This is a genomic window from Brevundimonas sp. (assembly GCF_032107865.1).
Lineage (GTDB): Bacteria > Pseudomonadota > Alphaproteobacteria > Caulobacterales > Caulobacteraceae > Brevundimonas.
This window is the reverse complement of the sequence record NZ_DAMCNG010000008.1, coordinates 1-14,863: the sequence shown is the minus strand read 5'-3', so window position 1 is coordinate 14,863 and position 14,863 is coordinate 1. Positions and strand designations below refer to the sequence as shown.

Sequence of the window (14,863 nt, the reverse complement as noted above, 5' to 3'; positions counted from 1 at the left end):
AAGCCGAGACCATTTCACGGCGTTCGATCATCAGGGCCGCTTCCAATGAAAAGGCCGAAAAGGTCGTGAAGCCGCCCAGCACGCCGACGGCGGCGAACAGGCGGATGCTCTCCTGGCCCGCGCCGGCCTTCAGCGCCAGCCAACCGGCCAGCAGCCCCATCAGCAAACCGCCCGCGACATTGGCGGTCAGGGTCGCCCACGGCCAAGCCGCGCCCGGCGCCAGACGGCCCACGGCCAGCCCCAGCCCATAGCGCGCCATCGCCCCCAGGCCGCCGCCGATCGCAACCAGCAAGAAGTGTGTCATGCTGGCGGCTTATACTGTTCCGACCTCATTTGCGAAGGCCGCCATGCACGACCTCGTTCTCGCCATCCTCCATCACCTGCTGTTCCTGGGCCTGATCGTCATGCTGGCGTCAGAGCTGGCGCTGCTGCGAACGCCGGAACCGCCCCTGAAACGGCTGGCCGGGTTGGACGCGGGCTATGGGGTCACGGCCCTGCTGATCGTGCTGGTCGGGGTCGGACGGGTGATGGGCGGCAAGGGTTGGGCCTTCTATGAAGCCAACCCCTTCTTCTGGGCCAAGATCGCGACCTTCGCCCTGATCGGCCTGATCTCGATCCGGCCGACGCTGGCGATCCTGAAGTGGCGCAAGGCGGCGCGGGCCGCGCCCGGCTATGTCCCGCCGCTGGCCGAGCTGACTGCGGCTCGACGCGCGGTCGGGCTGGAGATTCTGTTGCTGATTCCGCTGCTGGCCTTCGCGGCGGCGATGGCGCGCTGGCCGTTCTAAGGTCAGTTATAGCGGCGGGCCGAATCCAGCACGCTACGGGCGTCATAGGCCTCTGGCCCGCGCGGCGCGGCGCCGCGCCCCATGAGTATCTCTAGCGTCGCCGAAGTCGGCTGCGGGCCGCTGAGATCAAAGCCCAGGCCGACGCCGACGCCTGACGAGCTATAGCCGCCGTAGCGGCCGGATCCCGCCCCAACGGACACGCTGGGCCGCACACCGCCGGCGCCCCCGGGGCGGCCGTCGATCCAGCGTTGCGTCACCTCAAACCAGTCGTAGCCCTGTTCGACCGTCAGTTCGGCGGCGCGGCGCAGGGCCATCCCATCGACCGGACCCGGCGCGCCGACGCCGTTGTAGCTGACGCGGAAACGATCGCGCTCGATCTGCTGCTCGGAATAGCCCTGCCCGTTCGGCCCCATCTGACGGCCATAGGGCGCCAGGCTGGCGCAGGCTGTCAGGGCCAGGGCCGAGACGGCGATCGTAACGATGGCGAGGCGTTTCATGCGCGTGTCTCCCACGCCCGAACAGCGCACGGGCGAGTTGGATTGTTCCGCAGTGAAGCTGAACAGGGGATGAAGCCGCTACAGCCCCGCCGCTGCGCGCAGGGCCGCGAAATCCTCCGGCTCCGGCGCCTCGACTGTCACACGGCCGCCGTCGGGATGCGGGAAGCTGAGTTTCGCCGCGTGCAGCATCAGGCGCGGCGCCGCACGCCCGGCGAAGGTCAGGGCGCCGCCATAGCGGACATCGCCGACCAGCGGACGACCGATGGAGGCCATGTGGACCCGAAGCTGGTGCATCCGCCCCGTCTCAGGCGACAACTCGACCACCGCCCCGACTTCACTAGAAGCCAGAGTGCGATAGCCGCTGGCGGCGCCTTGCGCGCCCGGCGCATCGAAGTCCACGACGCGCATATAGCTTTCGCGGCCGATCTCTTCGCGGCGCAGGGCGGAGGTGATCCGGCCGGACCTGGGCTCCGGCGCGGCCGCGACCAGCGCCAGATAGGTCTTCTGGAACTTGCGCATCTGCATCGCCTTGCCGAAGAAGCCGGCGGCGGGCTTTGTCTTGGCGGCCAGGATGACGCCCGAGGTGTCGCGGTCGAGCCGGTGCACCAGCTCCGGCCGCTTGCCGTTCGAGCGGGCGAAGGCCCAGAGCAGATCGTCCAGGGTGTTGGCCTGGATGCGGCCGCCCTGGCTGGACAGGCCTGACGGCTTGTTGAAGGCGATCAGATGCGCGTCTTCATGCACCACCCAGGAACGGACGGCGGCGATGTCATCTTCGGTCAAGGATACGGGCTGGCGGGTTTTCACCCGCCGAGCCTTTAGCCGAGCGCGCCCCGCTTCGCCATGCCCATCAGGCTTGCGATCAGCGGATCAGGCCCTTGCGGCGCGCCCAGCGCGCATAGGCGATCTGGATGACGAAGATCAGGGTGACGACCAAGGTGAAAACCACCCCGCCCGTACCGATGACTTCACGACCGTTGCTGAGCGCCAGCACATAGACGGCGTGCGCCAGCATGGCGATCAGACCCGCGACGAAGGCGTTGAACGCCAGCTTCCGCCGAAGCAGCAGCATCAGCGCCCCCAGCAAGCCGCACCACACCGCCACGCCGAAGGCCACATCGGTCCACATCGGCGCCGAGCGCAGATAGAAGACCTGCTCCATCGTCAGCGCGCTCCAATAGGCCGGCGCGCCCGTCACCTTCTGATACCATTGCCAGACGCCGACGCCGTTCCAGACCACCGAGGCCACGGCGATGGTCCACAGGTGCCACGGCGCCGCCGAGCGCTTCGAAATATCGACCATCATTCCTCCCCCAAGACCTTGAGAGCCGAAACTACGCTGAAACAGGCCTATGCAACAAGGATTCCGGCCTGCCCGTCAGACGATCACGCCACGTCGCTCATGGCGAACACCATCGTCGCCGACGCAACAGCAGCACGGCCGCCAGCAGTTCTGCACAAGCTGCCGATGGAAGCAGGCCAAGCTCGCCCTCATGCGTAACCATGAACGGCAATCACGAACCCACGACGCGCCATGGCGGGTTCATCCGGTTTTCCCCCGCCCAGTAGAAGCACAGACGATTGCCGTCGGGGTCGCGCAGCCAAGCTTCACGCCACAACCACCTCTGATCCACCGGATCATGGTCGAAAACCACGCCCGCCGCCTTCAACGCCGCCACCCGTTCATCCACATCGACGCACTCGAAATAGACGCCGCCGCTGGGCGTCACTCGATCGCTCAAATGGACGGAAAAGGTCGTGGGCGCTCCCGATCCGTCGCCGGGACAAACAAAGCGGGCATAGTGATCACTCGACACGATCATCGTCAGCCCCAAGCGCTGATAGAAGATCTTGGCGCGCGGGATGTCCGTCGTCTCGACGGTGATCTGATTGAGATTCATGGCGTTCGGCGTTTCACAACTGAGGGAAACAGGACTTAGGAATCCTACAGCCCCGCTTCAACGCCGCCCGTGTCTCAGCCTTCCCTCTGCGCCCGCTCCCGCATCGCGGCCCATCGTTCCAGGCGCGCCTTGACCTTCTCCTCATGCCCCTCGCCCTTGGGCTTGTAGAAGGTGCGCCGCTCCATCTCGTCGGGGAAGAAGTTCGCGCCGGAGAAGCCTTCGGGCGTGTCGGGGTCGTATTGATAACCCTTGCCGTAGCCGAGTTGCTTCATCAGCTTGGTCGGGGCGTTGCGAATATGGGCCGGCGGCATCAGGGAGCCGGTCTCGTGCGCCGCGCGCTTGGCCGCCTTGAAGGCCTCATAAACACCAACGGACTTGGGCGCGGTCGCCAGGTGGACGACGGCCTGAGCCAGCGCCAGTTCGCCTTCGGGACTGCCGAGGAAGTCGTAGGTATCCTTGGCCGCATTGGCGACCAGGATGGACAGGGGATCGGCCTGACCGATGTCCTCAACCGCCATGCGCACGATGCGGCGCGCCAGATAGAGCGGGTCTTCGCCCCCGTTGAGCATCCGCGCCAGCCAGTAGAGCGCCGCGTCCGGGTCCGACCCGCGCACCGACTTATGCAGGGCGGAGATGAGGTTGTAATGCTCCTCGCGCGACTTGTCGTAGGCGGGGGCGCGCTTCTGCAGCACGCCCGCCAGAGCCTGCACGTCCAGCGGCGCGACATCCGTCAGATCGAACAGCACCTCGGACATGGTCAGCAGATAGCGGCCGTCGCCATCGGCCAGCGCCAGCATGGCCTGCCGCGCCTCGGGCGTCAGCGGCAGAGGCTTGCCCATCAGCGCCTCGGCCCGGCCCAGCAGCAGGTCCAGCGAAGCGTCGTCCAGCCTTTTCAGTACATAGACCTGCGACCGCGACAGCAGGGCGCCGTTCAGCTCGAAGCTGGGGTTTTCGGTCGTGGCCCCGACCAGGGTGACGATCCCCTCCTCGACAAAGGGCAGGAAGCCGTCCTGCTGGGCGCGGTTGAAACGGTGGATCTCGTCGACGAACAGCAGGGTCTGCTGGCCCGCCGCCCGGCGCATCCGCGCGGCCTCGAACGCCTTCTTCAGGTCGGCGACGCCCGAGAAGACGGCGCTGATCGACTGATATTCATAGCCAGCCGCCTTGGCCAGCAGGCGGGCGATCGTCGTCTTGCCCGTGCCCGGCGGCCCCCACAGGATCATGGAACCCAGGCGCCCGGCCTCGATCATCCGGCGGATCGGGCCGCCCTCGCCCAGCAGATGGTCCTGGCCCACCACCTGATCCAGCGCCTGCGGGCGCAGACGGTCGGCCAGAGGGGCGTCGGGAGGATGGATGCCGGAGGCTTCGAACAAATCAGTCATGGAACGCTCTAGATAGGCGTTCGTTCGGGCGACTGCACCCGCTACAACGCCTCGTTGAGGAGGAATCGCATGACTGAAGCCAAGCCTGACCAGGGACCGCGCGGCGGGGTGACGCCCCACCTGACCATTCCCTCGCGCGGGGCCGCCGCGGCGATCGAATTCTACGCTCGCGCCTTCGGGGCCGAGGAAGTCATGCGGATGCCGGCCGAGGACGGCGAGCGCCTGTTGCACGCCCATCTGCGCATCAACGGCGGCAGCGTCATGCTGGCCGACGAATTCCCCGAATGGACGGGCGAGGCCGACATCAAGCCGGTCGGGGTCAGCCTGCATCTTCAGGTCGACGACGCCGATGAATGGTGGGGCCGCGCCCTGGTCAACGGCGCCATTCCGGTCATGCCGCTGGAGGACCAGTTCTGGGGCGACCGCTACGGCCAGGTGCGCGACCCGTTCGGCCACACCTGGTCCATCGGCGGACCGCTGAAGGGGTAGGACCCCCTCTGCGGCGAACGCCGCGCCTTAAGGCAGACGGCCCGTCAGGCGGCGACCATTGCGGACGATGGTCAGTTCCGAACCCCGCTGTGCGCGGCCCAGGGCGGCGACCGTGGTGACGGCGCGGCCGTCGATCTGCACCACCAGGTCGTTGGGACGCAGGCCGATGCGAGCCGGGATGCTGTTGCGTTGCAGGCCCGTGACCACCACGCCGCTGGTGAAGGGATCGCCGCCCAGACGATCGGCCAGCGCCGGGTTCAGCGCCACGCCCTGAAGCCCGGCCAGAGCGCCCTGCCCCACGACCGAGCCCTGTCCAGGATCGGCGTCGCCGGGCAGGGTCGAGACACGCGCGTTCAGCGTCTGCGTCCGGCCGTCACGCAGGACGGTCACAGCCACGGTGTCGTTCGGCGAGCGCGTACCGACGCGGAAATTCAGACCGCCCTGATCATTGACCTCGGCCCCGTCGATAGCGGTGATGACGTCGCCCTGTTCGATGCCCGCGCGGGCGCCGGGGCCTCCGGCGTAGACGTCCGTGACCATCAGGCCCTGCGGCCGATCCAGCCCCAGGCTGCGCGCCATGTCGGAACTGACCGAGTCGCCCTTGACCCCCAACCAGGCGCGCTCGACCGACTTGGCGCCGCCGACGGCGGAATCCACCACCCGCTTGACCATGGCCGCCGGGACGGCGAAGCCCACGCCGCTGGACGAGCCGGTGCGCGAGAAGATGGCCGTGTTGATGCCGATCAGATCGCCGTCCATATCGACCAGGGCGCCGCCCGAGTTGCCCGGATTGATCGGCGCGTCGGTCTGGATGAAGGAGCCGGAATCGCTGATGCCCGTCTCGGTCCGGTTCAGGGCTGAGATGATGCCGTTCGTCACAGTCTGGCCGACGCCGAACGGATTGCCGATGGCCAGGACCAGGTCGCCGACCTGCTGCTGCTCCTGATCGTCGATGCGCAGGACCGGCAGATCGCCGTCCAGATTCTCCAGCTGCAGCACGGCGATGTCGGACCGTTCGTCGGCCAGCAGCACCTTGGCCGGATATTCGCGCCGGTCGTTCAGGGTGACGCGGATTTCCTGCATGTTCTGGATGACGTGATTGTTGGTCACGACGATGCCGTCCGGGCGTACGATGACGCCCGAACCGATGGAGCCGGTCACACGCGACTGCGGCCCGCCGCCGAACAGTTCGAAGAAGGGGTCGCGCACGCGCTGGACGCCCCGCGCCGAGATGTTCACCACGGCGGGCGCGGCCTCGCGCACCACAGGGGCGAAGCTGGTCTTCAGCGAACCGGCGTCGCGCGGGGCGGCGCGGGGCTGTTCGGCGAAGACGCCTTCCTGCGCCTTGGAGGGCTGCGGCTGACCGCAGGCGGACAGGATCAGGGCGGCGGCGATGGCCAGTCTGGAAGTCTTCATCTCGTCCCGGTTTTACAAGCTTGGGCGTTGCATCCATTCCGCCTCGGCTTTTCGACAGGATCAAGGCCGTCTTTCAGTCCGAGGCGCGGCGGCGATCAAACGGACGTGACCTCGTCCCGTTCCGCCCGACGCGCGGTCCGGAATCCGATCAGGGCGCCCAGAGCCAGCACGGCGGAGGCCAGATAGAAGGCCAGCCCCGGCTCGGACAGCATGGCGTCGGCCGCCGCGGACACTGCGGGCAGCCCCCGCTCCGACAACCAGGCCGCCGCCCGCCCGCCGCCCTCGCCCACCGAAACCGAATAGATCCAGCCGAAGAACAGGGGCGAGGCCACCCCGGCGATGGAGGCGACGCTCATGTTCGCGCCCTGAAGTTGGCCCTGCTCGCTCTCACCGACGCGGCGGGTCATCAGGGACTGAAGCGTCGGCATGGCCAGGCCCCACAGGGCGTTGGGGAACATGGCGACGATGAAGGCGACGCCCGTCGGCGCCCAGCCCATCAGGGCGATGCCCACCGCCCCGCCGCACAGGCCGAAGATCATGGTCGCTCGGTCCCCGAACCGCTTGGACGCCGGGCCGACCAGCACGCCCTGAACGATCATGTCCAGCACCCCGACCATGGCCAGCAAGGCCCCGACCTGCCACGGACCCCAGCCATAACGGAGCCCGGCGTAGAGGACGAAGACCGCTGAAAAGACGTGGTGGGCGAAGTAGAGCAGGAAGTTCACGACCGCGAGGCCCGCCAACTCGGCGTGACGCTTCAGCAGGATCATGGCGCCGACCGGGTTGGCGCGACGCCAGCTGAAGGGCATCCGCTTCTCCAGCGGCAAGCTCTCCGGCAGGATGAACAGGCCGTACAGGAAGGCCACGCCCGACAGGGCGCCCGCCACCCAGAAGGGCACGCGCGGCCCGAACTCGCCCAGGAACCCGCCCAGAACCGGCCCCAGCACGAAACCGCCCGAGAAGGCCGCCCCGATCAGGCCATAGGCGCGGGCGCGTTTCTCGGGCTCGGTGATGTCGGCCATATAGGCGTAGATGGTGGTGAAGCTGGACGAGGTGACGCCCGCGATCAGACGCCCGACCGCCAGCCACCACAGGTTCGGCGCCAGCGCCATCAGCACATAGTCCGCCGCCAGCCCGGCGCAGCTGATCAGAATGACCGGGCGACGCCCGTACTGGTCCGACAACGAGCCGATGACCGGCGAGGCCAGGAACTGCATCCCCGCCCACAGAGCCACGAACACCCCGTTCAGCAGGCCCGCGCGCGCGTTCGACCCGACGAACTCCTCGATCAGGTGCGGCAGGACCGGAATGACGATCCCCATGGCCACGATGTCCAGCACCGCAGTCACAAGGATGAAGGCGATCGCCGCGCGGCGGACCTTAGGCTGATGCAGGGACATGAAGGCTCGCGGAGGTGGATCGCCGTTCTAGACGGCGACCTCCTATTCGTCACCCTCGGGCTTGTCACGAAGGTGACGACGTTGGCGACAATCTCAGCGCTGCGTCACCGGCAGCGTATCGTTCGGATCACCGTCGCTTCGCGGCGCCGTCACGCCCAGCAGGCGGGCCAGGAAGGGCTGGACATCGACACTGTCCAGGTTCTGCAGCCGTCGTCCGGCGATGACGCTGGGTCCGTGGGCGATGAAGACGGCCTGCATCTCCGGCGCGGCGTTGTCATAGCCGTGGGCGCCGCCCGGCTTCGTCACCGGACGCGCACGGGTCGCCAGCAGCCAACCCGGCTCGGAGGCGCAGACAATGGCCGAGACGCGCGGGTTGGAGCCCAGAACCAGACGCGCCGGAATCTCGCTCTTGCGCCAGCAATCCAGGTGCGGACGCGAGCCCAGCAGCGCCTGCTCCACCTCGGCCTCGCGCCCGGCGACAGGGTTCAGGAAGGTGACGGGGCCGCCGTAGACGATCTGCACCGCTTCCGGATCGATGATGTCGTCCAGCACCGTCACGCGGTCGGGCGAGGTCGCCGCCATGCCGTGATCCGACACCACGACCAGGATGGTGTTCTCATACAGGCCCCGCGCCTTCAGCCCATCGACCAGGCGGCCGATGGAGGCGTCGACCGAGCGCATGGCCTCCAGCGTCTGCGGCGCATCCGGACCGTGGTGGTGGCCCATGGTGTCCACGATATCGAAATAGAGGGTGGTCAGGGCCGGGCGCTGGGCGGCGGGCAGGTCCAGCCACGTCAGCACCTGATCCACGCGAGCGTCGCCGGGCATCGACTGGTCGAAGGGCGTCCAGTAGCTGGGCCGCACGCCGCGGATGTCGGCCTCGGACCCCGGCCAGAACATGGTGGCGGTCTTCACGCCCTGCCGCTCGGCCGAGACCCAGATCGGCTCGCCCTGGTCCCACCAGCGGCGATCGGTGACGGCCTGTTTGTTGCCCAGCGAGAAGCGGCCCAGTTCTGCGTCGACCATGTTGTTGCCGACGATGCCGTGGTGATCGGGATGCAGGCCCGTGACCAGGGTGTAGTGGTTCGGGAAGGTCACGCTGGGGAAGGACGGCTTCATCGGCCCCGATGCGCCCTCGGCCGCCAGTTGCGCCAGCACCGGCGTCGCTCCGCGCTGCAGATAATCCGCACGGAAGCCGTCGATGGAGATCAGGATGACGTTCGGCGCCTGGGCCGTCTCGACCGGCGGCGCGGGCGGCGTGGTGGCGCAGGCGGCGACGGCCAACATCAGGACGGCGACGCGCGCCAGTCCGAACAGACGATCAAACATGAAGTGCTCCCGACATAGGCTTTCAGGAATGTTGCCTAAGCTTAATCCGCGACAGACAGAAGACGGCTTGCCGGTTTTCCACCGCCGGGCCACGCTGTGATTCATGACCAGCGTTATCGAAACGAACGGCCTGACCAAGACCTATGGCGCGGTGCGCGCCCTGGACGGCCTCAGTCTCAGCATACCGCGCGGCGGGGTCTATGGCGTGCTGGGGCCGAACGGCGCGGGCAAGTCGACCCTGTTCCGCATCCTGCTGGGCCTGATCCGGCCCACGGCGGGCGAGGTGCGGGTGATGGGCCAGCATACTGGCGATCCGGCCGTGACCCGACGCATGGGCTCGATGATCGAGACGCCGCGCTATCCGCCCTATCTGACCGCGCGTCAGGCGCTGCGCTGGCTGGCGCTGGCGCATGGGATGGGGGCAGAGGCCGAAATGGACCGATGGCTGGCGCGCGTCGGCCTGACCGAGGCGGCGGATCGCAAGGTGCGCGGCTTCTCGGTCGGCATGATGCAGCGGCTGGGCGTCGCCGCGGCCCTGATGACCCGGCCCGATCTGGTCATCCTGGATGAACCGACCAGCGGCATGGACCCGCCCGGCATCCAGGAGATGCGCAGCCTGATCCGCAGCCTGGCCGACGACGACGGCGTGACCATCATCCTGGCCAGCCACCAGTTGCTGGAGGTCCAGCGCGTCTGCGACCGCGTCGCCATCCTAAACCGGGGCAAGCTGGCGGCCGAGGGCAAGGTCAGCGACCTGACCGCCTCGGGCGAACGTCTGCGACTGTCGGCCACGCCTCTGGCCAAGGTCATGGCCGTGCTGGGCGAACGCGGCAGCGTTCAGGACGACGCCGTCATGGCCGCCGTGCCGCGCGCCGAGGCCCCCGCCCTGCTGCGCGCCCTGATCGAACAAGGCGTCGACATCGACGAGGCCCGCTGGGTCGGCGCCGATCTGGAAAGCGTCTTCATGACCGAAACCTCTTCGCCTGCAGGAGGCCGCGCATGATGCTGGCCGACGCCATCCGCTCCGAAACCTGGCGCCTGGTGCAGAACCGCACGGCCGTGTTCTGGAGCATCATCTTCGTGCCCGTGATCTCGCTCGTGCTGGCGATCGGAGGCTTTCTGTTCCTCCAGTCCAAGATGGACGGAGCGATGCAAACCCTGCCGCCCGAGCTGAAGCTGAACGCCAGCGCCGTCGACCTGGGCCAGTCTCTCGTCGATGCGGCGGGCGGCCTGGCCCATCCCGGCGTGCTGGCCTTCCTGCTGATCGGCGCCGCGACCGTCTTCGCCGGCGACTACCGCTGGGAGACCTGGCGTCTGATCACCGCCCGCAACAGCCGCCCCAATCTGATCATGGGCAAGGCTGGGGCGGTCAAATTGCTGACCCTCGCCGGGCTGGCGTTTCTACTGGTCGCCAGCATGGGCGCCGATGTCGCCAAGGGACTGATCTTCGGACGCAGCTTCGCCTTCGGCTTCGGTGGGGACGAGGCGCGGGCTTTCGGTCTGCTGGCCCTGTTGTCCTATGTGCGGGTGGTGCAGTTCCTGTTGCTCAGCCTGCTGGCGGCCACGGTGACGCGCTCCCTGCTGGCGGCGCTGTTCGTGCCTCTGGTCATCGGCGTCGGGCAGTTTTTCCTGGCCAAGATGAGCCCAATGTTCGGCTGGCAGATGGGCGACTGGACGACCATGCTGCTCTTCCCCGGCGAGGGCTATGAGGTGCTGAAAGTCCTGATCAAGGGCGGGATGGAAGCCGCGCTCGTGCCCGCAGGCGCCGCCTGGCGCGCGGTCGCGGGACTGGCGCTGTGGAGCTTCGCGCCCTTCTTCCTGGCCCTGTGGTGGTTCCAGCGACAGGATCTGTCGAAGGAATAGGGCCGGATCAGCCCAGCCTCTTCTCCATGAAGACATCGGCGCGAACATAGGGCGTCTCGCGCGGCGACAAGCGCACGAAGCCGAAGCTGTCATAGAGCGCCAGCGCCGGGCCGAGAGTCGAGCTGGTCTCCAGATAAAGACGCGGCGCGGCCGCCTCGCGCGCCGCCGCCTCGCAGGCTTCCAGCAGACGTCGCGACAGGCCCCGACCGCGCGCGGCAGGCGCAATCGTCATCTTGGCGACCTCATACCCGCCGTCGTCCATGGCCATCAAGGCGCAGCACCCGACCGCCTCGCCGGCCCGCTCGATGAAGAAGATGCGGCCGCCCGGCGCCAGGATCTGCCCCTGCGGATCGTCCAGAACCTTACGGTCCTTGGCCTCGATGGCGAAGCCGCCTTCGGCCAGCCAGGCTTCGTTCAGCGCGCGCCAAGCGGCGCTGTCCGCCGCAGACGCCAGATCGATTTCTCGCACCAGATGGGTCGTCATGCCTCGTTCCGTCCCGTTTCGAGCTTCATTTTCAAGGCGTTCAGATCGGGCAGAAACCATACGGATCGGCCTCGATTGCACTCCCGTACATAGTCCGCCAGCGCCCCAGACCCCGCCGCTTCAGCGCTGATATCGCCGATGATCGCCAGGCCGACTCGGTAGGTCACGAACTTCTGCGTGGCCTCACCCGCCAACCGACTGCGAAGGCGTAGGAAGTCCGCGCCAAGCCGCGTGACCGGAACGGCCAGCCAATCAGCGTTCGCTTCAAAAGCCAGCGACAGGAAGTCATTGATGTCAGCCGTGCCCGCCAACTGGGGGCCCTCCGGCTCGCACACGGCCACGACGAGGCCGCTCCAGGTTTCCAGGCGGGTCATCGAGCCTTCCTTCTGCCGGTTGACCAAGAAAAAGGGCGGCGGGATTGCTCCAGCCGCCCTTTCGATACCGTCAGCATAAAGCTGAAATCAGGCCTCGTCGTCGCCTTCGATGGCGAAGACCGGACCGGAGTCCAGGCCCTTGGCGGCCACGTCGCGATCGACGAACTCGATCACGGCCATCGCGGCGTTGTCGCCGTGACGGAAGCCCGCCTTCATGATGCGGATGTAGCCGCCGTTACGCTCGGCGTAACGAGGGGCCAGCGTGTCGAACAGCTTGCCGACTTGCGGCACGTCGCGAACGGCGCTGATGGCCTGACGACGAGCGTGCAGGTCGCCCTTCTTGGCGAGGGTGACCAGCTTCTCGACGAAGGGACGCAGTTCCTTCGCCTTCGGCAGGGTGGTCGTGATCTGCTCGTGCTTGATCAGCGAGGCGGCCATGTTGGCGAACATGGCCTGGCGGTGGCTGACCGTACGGCCGAGCTTACGATAGGCGGCGCCGTGGCGCATCGGGGTCTCTCCTACTCAACCCTGGTTTCCCGTCCCTACTTGGCGGACGAGACCTGGGGCCTCTCATTCTAACCGCCCCAACCGATCCAACGGACCTGGGCGGAGGGTTGATGATCAGATCTGGTCGTCGAACTTCTTGGCCAGATCTTCGATGTTTTCCGGCGGCCAGTTCGGCACATCCATGCCGAGGCTCAGGCCCATGGACGCCAGAACTTCCTTGATTTCGTTCAACGACTTGCGGCCGAAGTTCGGGGTGCGAAGCATCTCGCCCTCGGTCTTCTGGATCAGGTCGCCGATGTAGACGATGTTGTCGTTCTTCAGGCAGTTGGCCGAACGGACCGACAGCTCCAGCTCGTCCACCTTCTTCAGCAGCGACGGGTTGAAGGGCAGTTCGGGCTTGCCGTCCGACTGCTCGACAGCCTTGGTCGGCTCATCGAAGGTGATGAAGATCTGCAGCTGGTCTTGCAGGATGCGCGCGGCGTAAGCCACGGCGTCAACCGGCGAGACGGCGCCGTTGGTTTCAACTTCCAGGATCAGCTTGTCGTAGTCCAGCGACTGGCCCTGACGGGTCGGCTCGACGCGATAGGCGACGCGCTTCACCGGCGAATACAGGGCGTCGACGGCGATCAGGCCGATCGGAGCGTCTTCCGGGCGGTTCAGTTCGGCGGCGACGTAGCCCTTGCCGTTCTGCACCGTCAGTTCCATGCGGACCGACGCGCCGTCATCCAGGGTGCAGATCACGTGATCCGGGTTCAGCACCTCGATATCGGCCGGCAGGTCGATCTGAGCCGCAGTCACCGGGCCGGGGCCCGTGGCGCGCAGCGTCATCCGCTTCGGACCTTCTGCGTGCATACGCAGGGCCAGTTGCTTGATGTTCAGAACGATGTCGACCACGTCCTCGCGAACGCCTTCCAGCGACGAGAACTCGTGCACAACGCCGTCGATCTGAATGGCCGTGACCGCCGCGCCTTGAAGCGAAGAGAGCAGAACGCGACGAAGCGCGTTGCCGAGCGTCACACCGAAACCGCGCTCGAGAGGCTCGGCGATCAGACGCGCCTTGTGCTGCGGGTCAGACCCGCCCTCGACTTGCGGTTTCTCGGGACGGATCAGCTCTTGCCAGTTTCTTTCGATCATAAAGTCCCTCGAACGGGTTTCGACGGCTCCGTGTTCTCACGTTCAGAACAACAGGAGCCGCCGGGAGAAGGGTTAGGCGGCGTGAACCTTAGACGCGACGGCGCTTCGGCGGACGGCAGCCGTTGTGCGGCATCGGCGTCACGTCACGAATGGTCGTGATCGTCATGCCGACGGCCTGCAGGGCGCGCAGGGCCGACTCACGGCCCGAACCCGGACCCGAGACGTTCACTTCCAGCGTCTTGACGCCGTGCTCGGCGGCCTTCTTGCCAGCGTCTTCCGCAGCCATCTGAGCGGCGTACGGCGTCGACTTGCGCGAGCCCTTGAAGCCCATGTGACCGGCCGACGACCAGGAAATCGCGTTCCCTTGAGCGTCGGTGATCGTCACCATGGTGTTGTTGAACGAAGCGTTCACGTGGGCGACGCCCGAGGTGATGTTCTTGCGTTCGCGGCGCTTAACGCGACCCGGTTCCTTAGCCATCGGTCAGGCCTCTCTCTTACTTCTTCTTGCCGGCGATCGGCTTGGCCGGACCCTTGCGGGTGCGAGCGTTGGTGTGGGTGCGCTGGCCGCGGACCGGCAGGCCCTTACGGTGACGCAGGCCGCGGTAGCAGGCCAGGTCCATCAGGCGCTTGATGTTCATCGACGTCTCGCGGCGCAGGTCGCCTTCGACGGTGAAATCGCGGTCGATGGTTTCGCGGATCTGCAGGATCTCCGCGTCGGTCAGCTGGTTCACGCGGCGGGCCGGCTCGATGCCGATCTTGGCCGTGATCTCCTTGGCGTTGTGCGCGCCAATGCCGTGAATGTACTGAAGCGCGATTTCAACGCGCTTGTTCGTCGGAATGTTGACGCCTGCGATACGGGCCACGAAATTCTCCAAGTACGCGTTAATTCAGACGCAGAAACCGCTCCGGTCAACAGACCTGGAACGTGTACGCCCTTCGCGGAAGGCCGCCCTTATACAGGGGATTCCCAATGCGTCAACGGGCAAGCGCCGTGAGCAGGCTGGCTCAGGGCCATTCGACCCCCACCCGGACCTCTCGACCATCAAGCGGCGCTCCGTTCTGCGTCGCAGGACGAAAGCGGAAATAACGCGACGCCGCAAGGGCCGCCTGACCGAATCCCATCCCCGGCGGCGATTCGTCGATCAGGCGGCAGTCGCTGAGCGTGGTGTCGAGGCGAACGCGGCAGGCCAGAGTCGCCTGGCCGCCTCGCCGTTGGCGGAAGGCCTCGCGAGGGTGCAGCGTCCGCAGTTCCCCCACCGTAGGGCCGCGAATGATGCGCGGCGGGCCGTCGCCCACGCCGGGGCC

General features: G+C 67.0%; 19 protein-coding genes and 1 pseudogene. 4 read left to right on the top strand and 16 right to left on the bottom strand.

What is annotated here, in order from left to right:
* A pseudogene (locus RT567_RS01605) lies at positions 1-304 on the bottom strand (CrcB family protein); the annotation flags it as partial.
* Positions 305-347: 43 nt separating this feature from the next.
* Here RT567_RS01605 and RT567_RS01600 point away from each other — a divergent pair.
* A complete protein-coding gene (locus RT567_RS01600) occupies positions 348-785 on the top strand; it encodes a DUF2214 family protein (RefSeq protein ID WP_313573863.1) in 438 nt (145 codons plus the stop codon).
* A gap of 2 nt (positions 786-787) precedes the next feature.
* Here the strand turns inward: RT567_RS01600 and RT567_RS01595 are convergent, their stop codons facing one another.
* From RT567_RS01595 to RT567_RS01575, 5 genes are all read right to left on the bottom strand, one after another.
* Positions 788-1,282 (bottom strand): CC0125/CC1285 family lipoprotein, encoded by a 495-nt coding sequence (locus RT567_RS01595; RefSeq protein WP_313573861.1) that lies wholly within the window; start codon positions 1,280-1,282, stop codon positions 788-790.
* A 78-nt stretch (positions 1,283-1,360) separates the two neighbouring features.
* A complete protein-coding gene (locus RT567_RS01590) occupies positions 1,361-2,086 on the bottom strand; it encodes an RluA family pseudouridine synthase (protein ID WP_313573859.1) in 726 nt (241 codons plus the stop codon).
* Positions 2,087-2,141: 55 nt separating this feature from the next.
* The gene (locus tag RT567_RS01585; RefSeq protein WP_313573857.1) at positions 2,142-2,582 is read right to left on the bottom strand and encodes a hypothetical protein; all 441 of its coding nucleotides are present in this window, start codon (positions 2,580-2,582) and stop codon (positions 2,142-2,144) included.
* Between the two features lie 211 nt (positions 2,583-2,793).
* Positions 2,794-3,180, bottom strand: coding sequence for a VOC family protein (locus RT567_RS01580; protein ID WP_313573855.1), 387 nt, complete (start codon positions 3,178-3,180; stop codon positions 2,794-2,796).
* 74 nt (positions 3,181-3,254) lie between these two features.
* Positions 3,255-4,562 (bottom strand): replication-associated recombination protein A, encoded by a 1,308-nt coding sequence (locus RT567_RS01575; protein ID WP_313573853.1) that lies wholly within the window; start codon positions 4,560-4,562, stop codon positions 3,255-3,257.
* A 69-nt stretch (positions 4,563-4,631) separates the two neighbouring features.
* Here RT567_RS01575 and RT567_RS01570 point away from each other — a divergent pair, with 69 nt between their 5' ends.
* The gene (locus RT567_RS01570; RefSeq protein ID WP_313573852.1) at positions 4,632-5,051 is read left to right on the top strand and encodes a VOC family protein; all 420 of its coding nucleotides are present in this window, start codon (positions 4,632-4,634) and stop codon (positions 5,049-5,051) included.
* A 27-nt stretch (positions 5,052-5,078) separates the two neighbouring features.
* Here the strand turns inward: RT567_RS01570 and RT567_RS01565 are convergent, their stop codons facing one another.
* From RT567_RS01565 to RT567_RS01555, 3 genes are all read right to left on the bottom strand, one after another.
* The gene (locus RT567_RS01565) at positions 5,079-6,467 is read right to left on the bottom strand and encodes a trypsin-like peptidase domain-containing protein (protein ID WP_313573850.1); all 1,389 of its coding nucleotides are present in this window, start codon (positions 6,465-6,467) and stop codon (positions 5,079-5,081) included.
* A 95-nt stretch (positions 6,468-6,562) separates the two neighbouring features.
* A complete protein-coding gene (locus RT567_RS01560) occupies positions 6,563-7,867 on the bottom strand; it encodes a TCR/Tet family MFS transporter (protein WP_313573848.1) in 1,305 nt (434 codons plus the stop codon).
* Positions 7,868-7,960: 93 nt separating this feature from the next.
* Entirely contained in the window at positions 7,961-9,196 is a 1,236-nt protein-coding gene (locus RT567_RS01555) for an ectonucleotide pyrophosphatase/phosphodiesterase (RefSeq protein WP_313573846.1), read from the bottom strand.
* 103 nt (positions 9,197-9,299) lie between these two features.
* On the opposite strand from RT567_RS01555, the gene RT567_RS01550 reads away from it, so the two are divergent.
* Both RT567_RS01550 and RT567_RS01545 read left to right on the top strand, forming a co-directional pair.
* Complete coding sequence (locus RT567_RS01550) at positions 9,300-10,199, top strand: ABC transporter ATP-binding protein (protein ID WP_313573844.1); 900 nt, start codon at positions 9,300-9,302, stop codon at positions 10,197-10,199.
* Positions 10,196-11,059 carry a hypothetical protein gene (locus tag RT567_RS01545; protein WP_313573842.1) on the top strand — a complete coding sequence of 288 codons (864 nt, stop codon included), beginning with the start codon at positions 10,196-10,198 and terminating at the stop codon, positions 11,057-11,059. Before RT567_RS01550 ends, RT567_RS01545 begins: the two co-directional genes overlap by 4 nt.
* Positions 11,060-11,066: 7 nt before the next feature.
* On the opposite strand, the gene RT567_RS01540 is transcribed toward RT567_RS01545, so the two are convergent.
* The 7 genes from RT567_RS01540 to RT567_RS01510 form a co-directional block, all read right to left on the bottom strand.
* Positions 11,067-11,543, bottom strand: a complete 477-nt coding sequence (locus RT567_RS01540) for a GNAT family N-acetyltransferase (protein ID WP_313573840.1) — start codon at positions 11,541-11,543, stop codon at positions 11,067-11,069.
* Complete coding sequence (locus tag RT567_RS01535) at positions 11,540-11,917, bottom strand: DUF4180 domain-containing protein (protein ID WP_313573838.1); 378 nt, start codon at positions 11,915-11,917, stop codon at positions 11,540-11,542. Before RT567_RS01535 ends, RT567_RS01540 begins: the two co-directional genes overlap by 4 nt.
* Before the next feature lie 87 nt (positions 11,918-12,004).
* Positions 12,005-12,424 carry a 50S ribosomal protein L17 gene (gene rplQ, locus RT567_RS01530; RefSeq protein WP_087139521.1) on the bottom strand — a complete coding sequence of 140 codons (420 nt, stop codon included), beginning with the start codon at positions 12,422-12,424 and terminating at the stop codon, positions 12,005-12,007.
* A gap of 114 nt (positions 12,425-12,538) precedes the next feature.
* A complete protein-coding gene (locus RT567_RS01525) occupies positions 12,539-13,558 on the bottom strand; it encodes a DNA-directed RNA polymerase subunit alpha (protein WP_003164391.1) in 1,020 nt (339 codons plus the stop codon).
* A gap of 88 nt (positions 13,559-13,646) precedes the next feature.
* Positions 13,647-14,036: a 30S ribosomal protein S11 gene (rpsK, locus tag RT567_RS01520; RefSeq protein WP_003164390.1), complete on the bottom strand. Its 390-nt coding sequence runs from the start codon at positions 14,034-14,036 to the stop codon at positions 13,647-13,649.
* A 16-nt stretch (positions 14,037-14,052) separates the two neighbouring features.
* The gene (rpsM, locus tag RT567_RS01515; RefSeq protein ID WP_025978145.1) at positions 14,053-14,421 is read right to left on the bottom strand and encodes a 30S ribosomal protein S13; all 369 of its coding nucleotides are present in this window, start codon (positions 14,419-14,421) and stop codon (positions 14,053-14,055) included.
* Positions 14,422-14,563: 142 nt separating this feature from the next.
* The coding region (locus RT567_RS01510) for a TonB family protein (RefSeq protein WP_313573836.1) at positions 14,564-14,863 on the bottom strand (300 nt) is incomplete at its 5' end.

What these genes read in the sequence shown, in the direction of transcription:
- RT567_RS01555 (WP_313573846.1), bottom strand. Translation starts at nt 9,196, where the DNA reads ATGTTTGATCGTCTGTTCGGACTGGCGCGCGTCGCCGTCCTGATGTTG.
- RT567_RS01540 (WP_313573840.1), bottom strand. Translation starts at nt 11,543, where the DNA reads ATGACGACCCATCTGGTGCGAGAAATCGATCTGGCGTCTGCGGCGGAC.
- RT567_RS01545 (WP_313573842.1), top strand. Translation starts at nt 10,196, where the DNA reads ATGATGCTGGCCGACGCCATCCGCTCCGAAACCTGGCGCCTGGTGCAG.
- RT567_RS01565 (WP_313573850.1), bottom strand. Translation starts at nt 6,467, where the DNA reads ATGAAGACTTCCAGACTGGCCATCGCCGCCGCCCTGATCCTGTCCGCC.
- rplQ (WP_087139521.1), bottom strand. Translation starts at nt 12,424, where the DNA reads ATGCGCCACGGCGCCGCCTATCGTAAGCTCGGCCGTACGGTCAGCCAC.
- RT567_RS01575 (WP_313573853.1), bottom strand. Translation starts at nt 4,562, where the DNA reads ATGACTGATTTGTTCGAAGCCTCCGGCATCCATCCTCCCGACGCCCCT.
- RT567_RS01525 (WP_003164391.1), bottom strand. Translation starts at nt 13,558, where the DNA reads ATGATCGAAAGAAACTGGCAAGAGCTGATCCGTCCCGAGAAACCGCAA.
- RT567_RS01550 (WP_313573844.1), top strand. Translation starts at nt 9,300, where the DNA reads ATGACCAGCGTTATCGAAACGAACGGCCTGACCAAGACCTATGGCGCG.
- RT567_RS01600 (WP_313573863.1), top strand. Translation starts at nt 348, where the DNA reads ATGCACGACCTCGTTCTCGCCATCCTCCATCACCTGCTGTTCCTGGGC.
- RT567_RS01580 (WP_313573855.1), bottom strand. Translation starts at nt 3,180, where the DNA reads ATGAATCTCAATCAGATCACCGTCGAGACGACGGACATCCCGCGCGCC.
- rpsK (WP_003164390.1), bottom strand. Translation starts at nt 14,036, where the DNA reads ATGGCTAAGGAACCGGGTCGCGTTAAGCGCCGCGAACGCAAGAACATC.
- RT567_RS01570 (WP_313573852.1), top strand. Translation starts at nt 4,632, where the DNA reads ATGACTGAAGCCAAGCCTGACCAGGGACCGCGCGGCGGGGTGACGCCC.
- RT567_RS01595 (WP_313573861.1), bottom strand. Translation starts at nt 1,282, where the DNA reads ATGAAACGCCTCGCCATCGTTACGATCGCCGTCTCGGCCCTGGCCCTG.
- RT567_RS01585 (WP_313573857.1), bottom strand. Translation starts at nt 2,582, where the DNA reads ATGGTCGATATTTCGAAGCGCTCGGCGGCGCCGTGGCACCTGTGGACC.
- RT567_RS01535 (WP_313573838.1), bottom strand. Translation starts at nt 11,917, where the DNA reads ATGACCCGCCTGGAAACCTGGAGCGGCCTCGTCGTGGCCGTGTGCGAG.
- RT567_RS01560 (WP_313573848.1), bottom strand. Translation starts at nt 7,867, where the DNA reads ATGTCCCTGCATCAGCCTAAGGTCCGCCGCGCGGCGATCGCCTTCATC.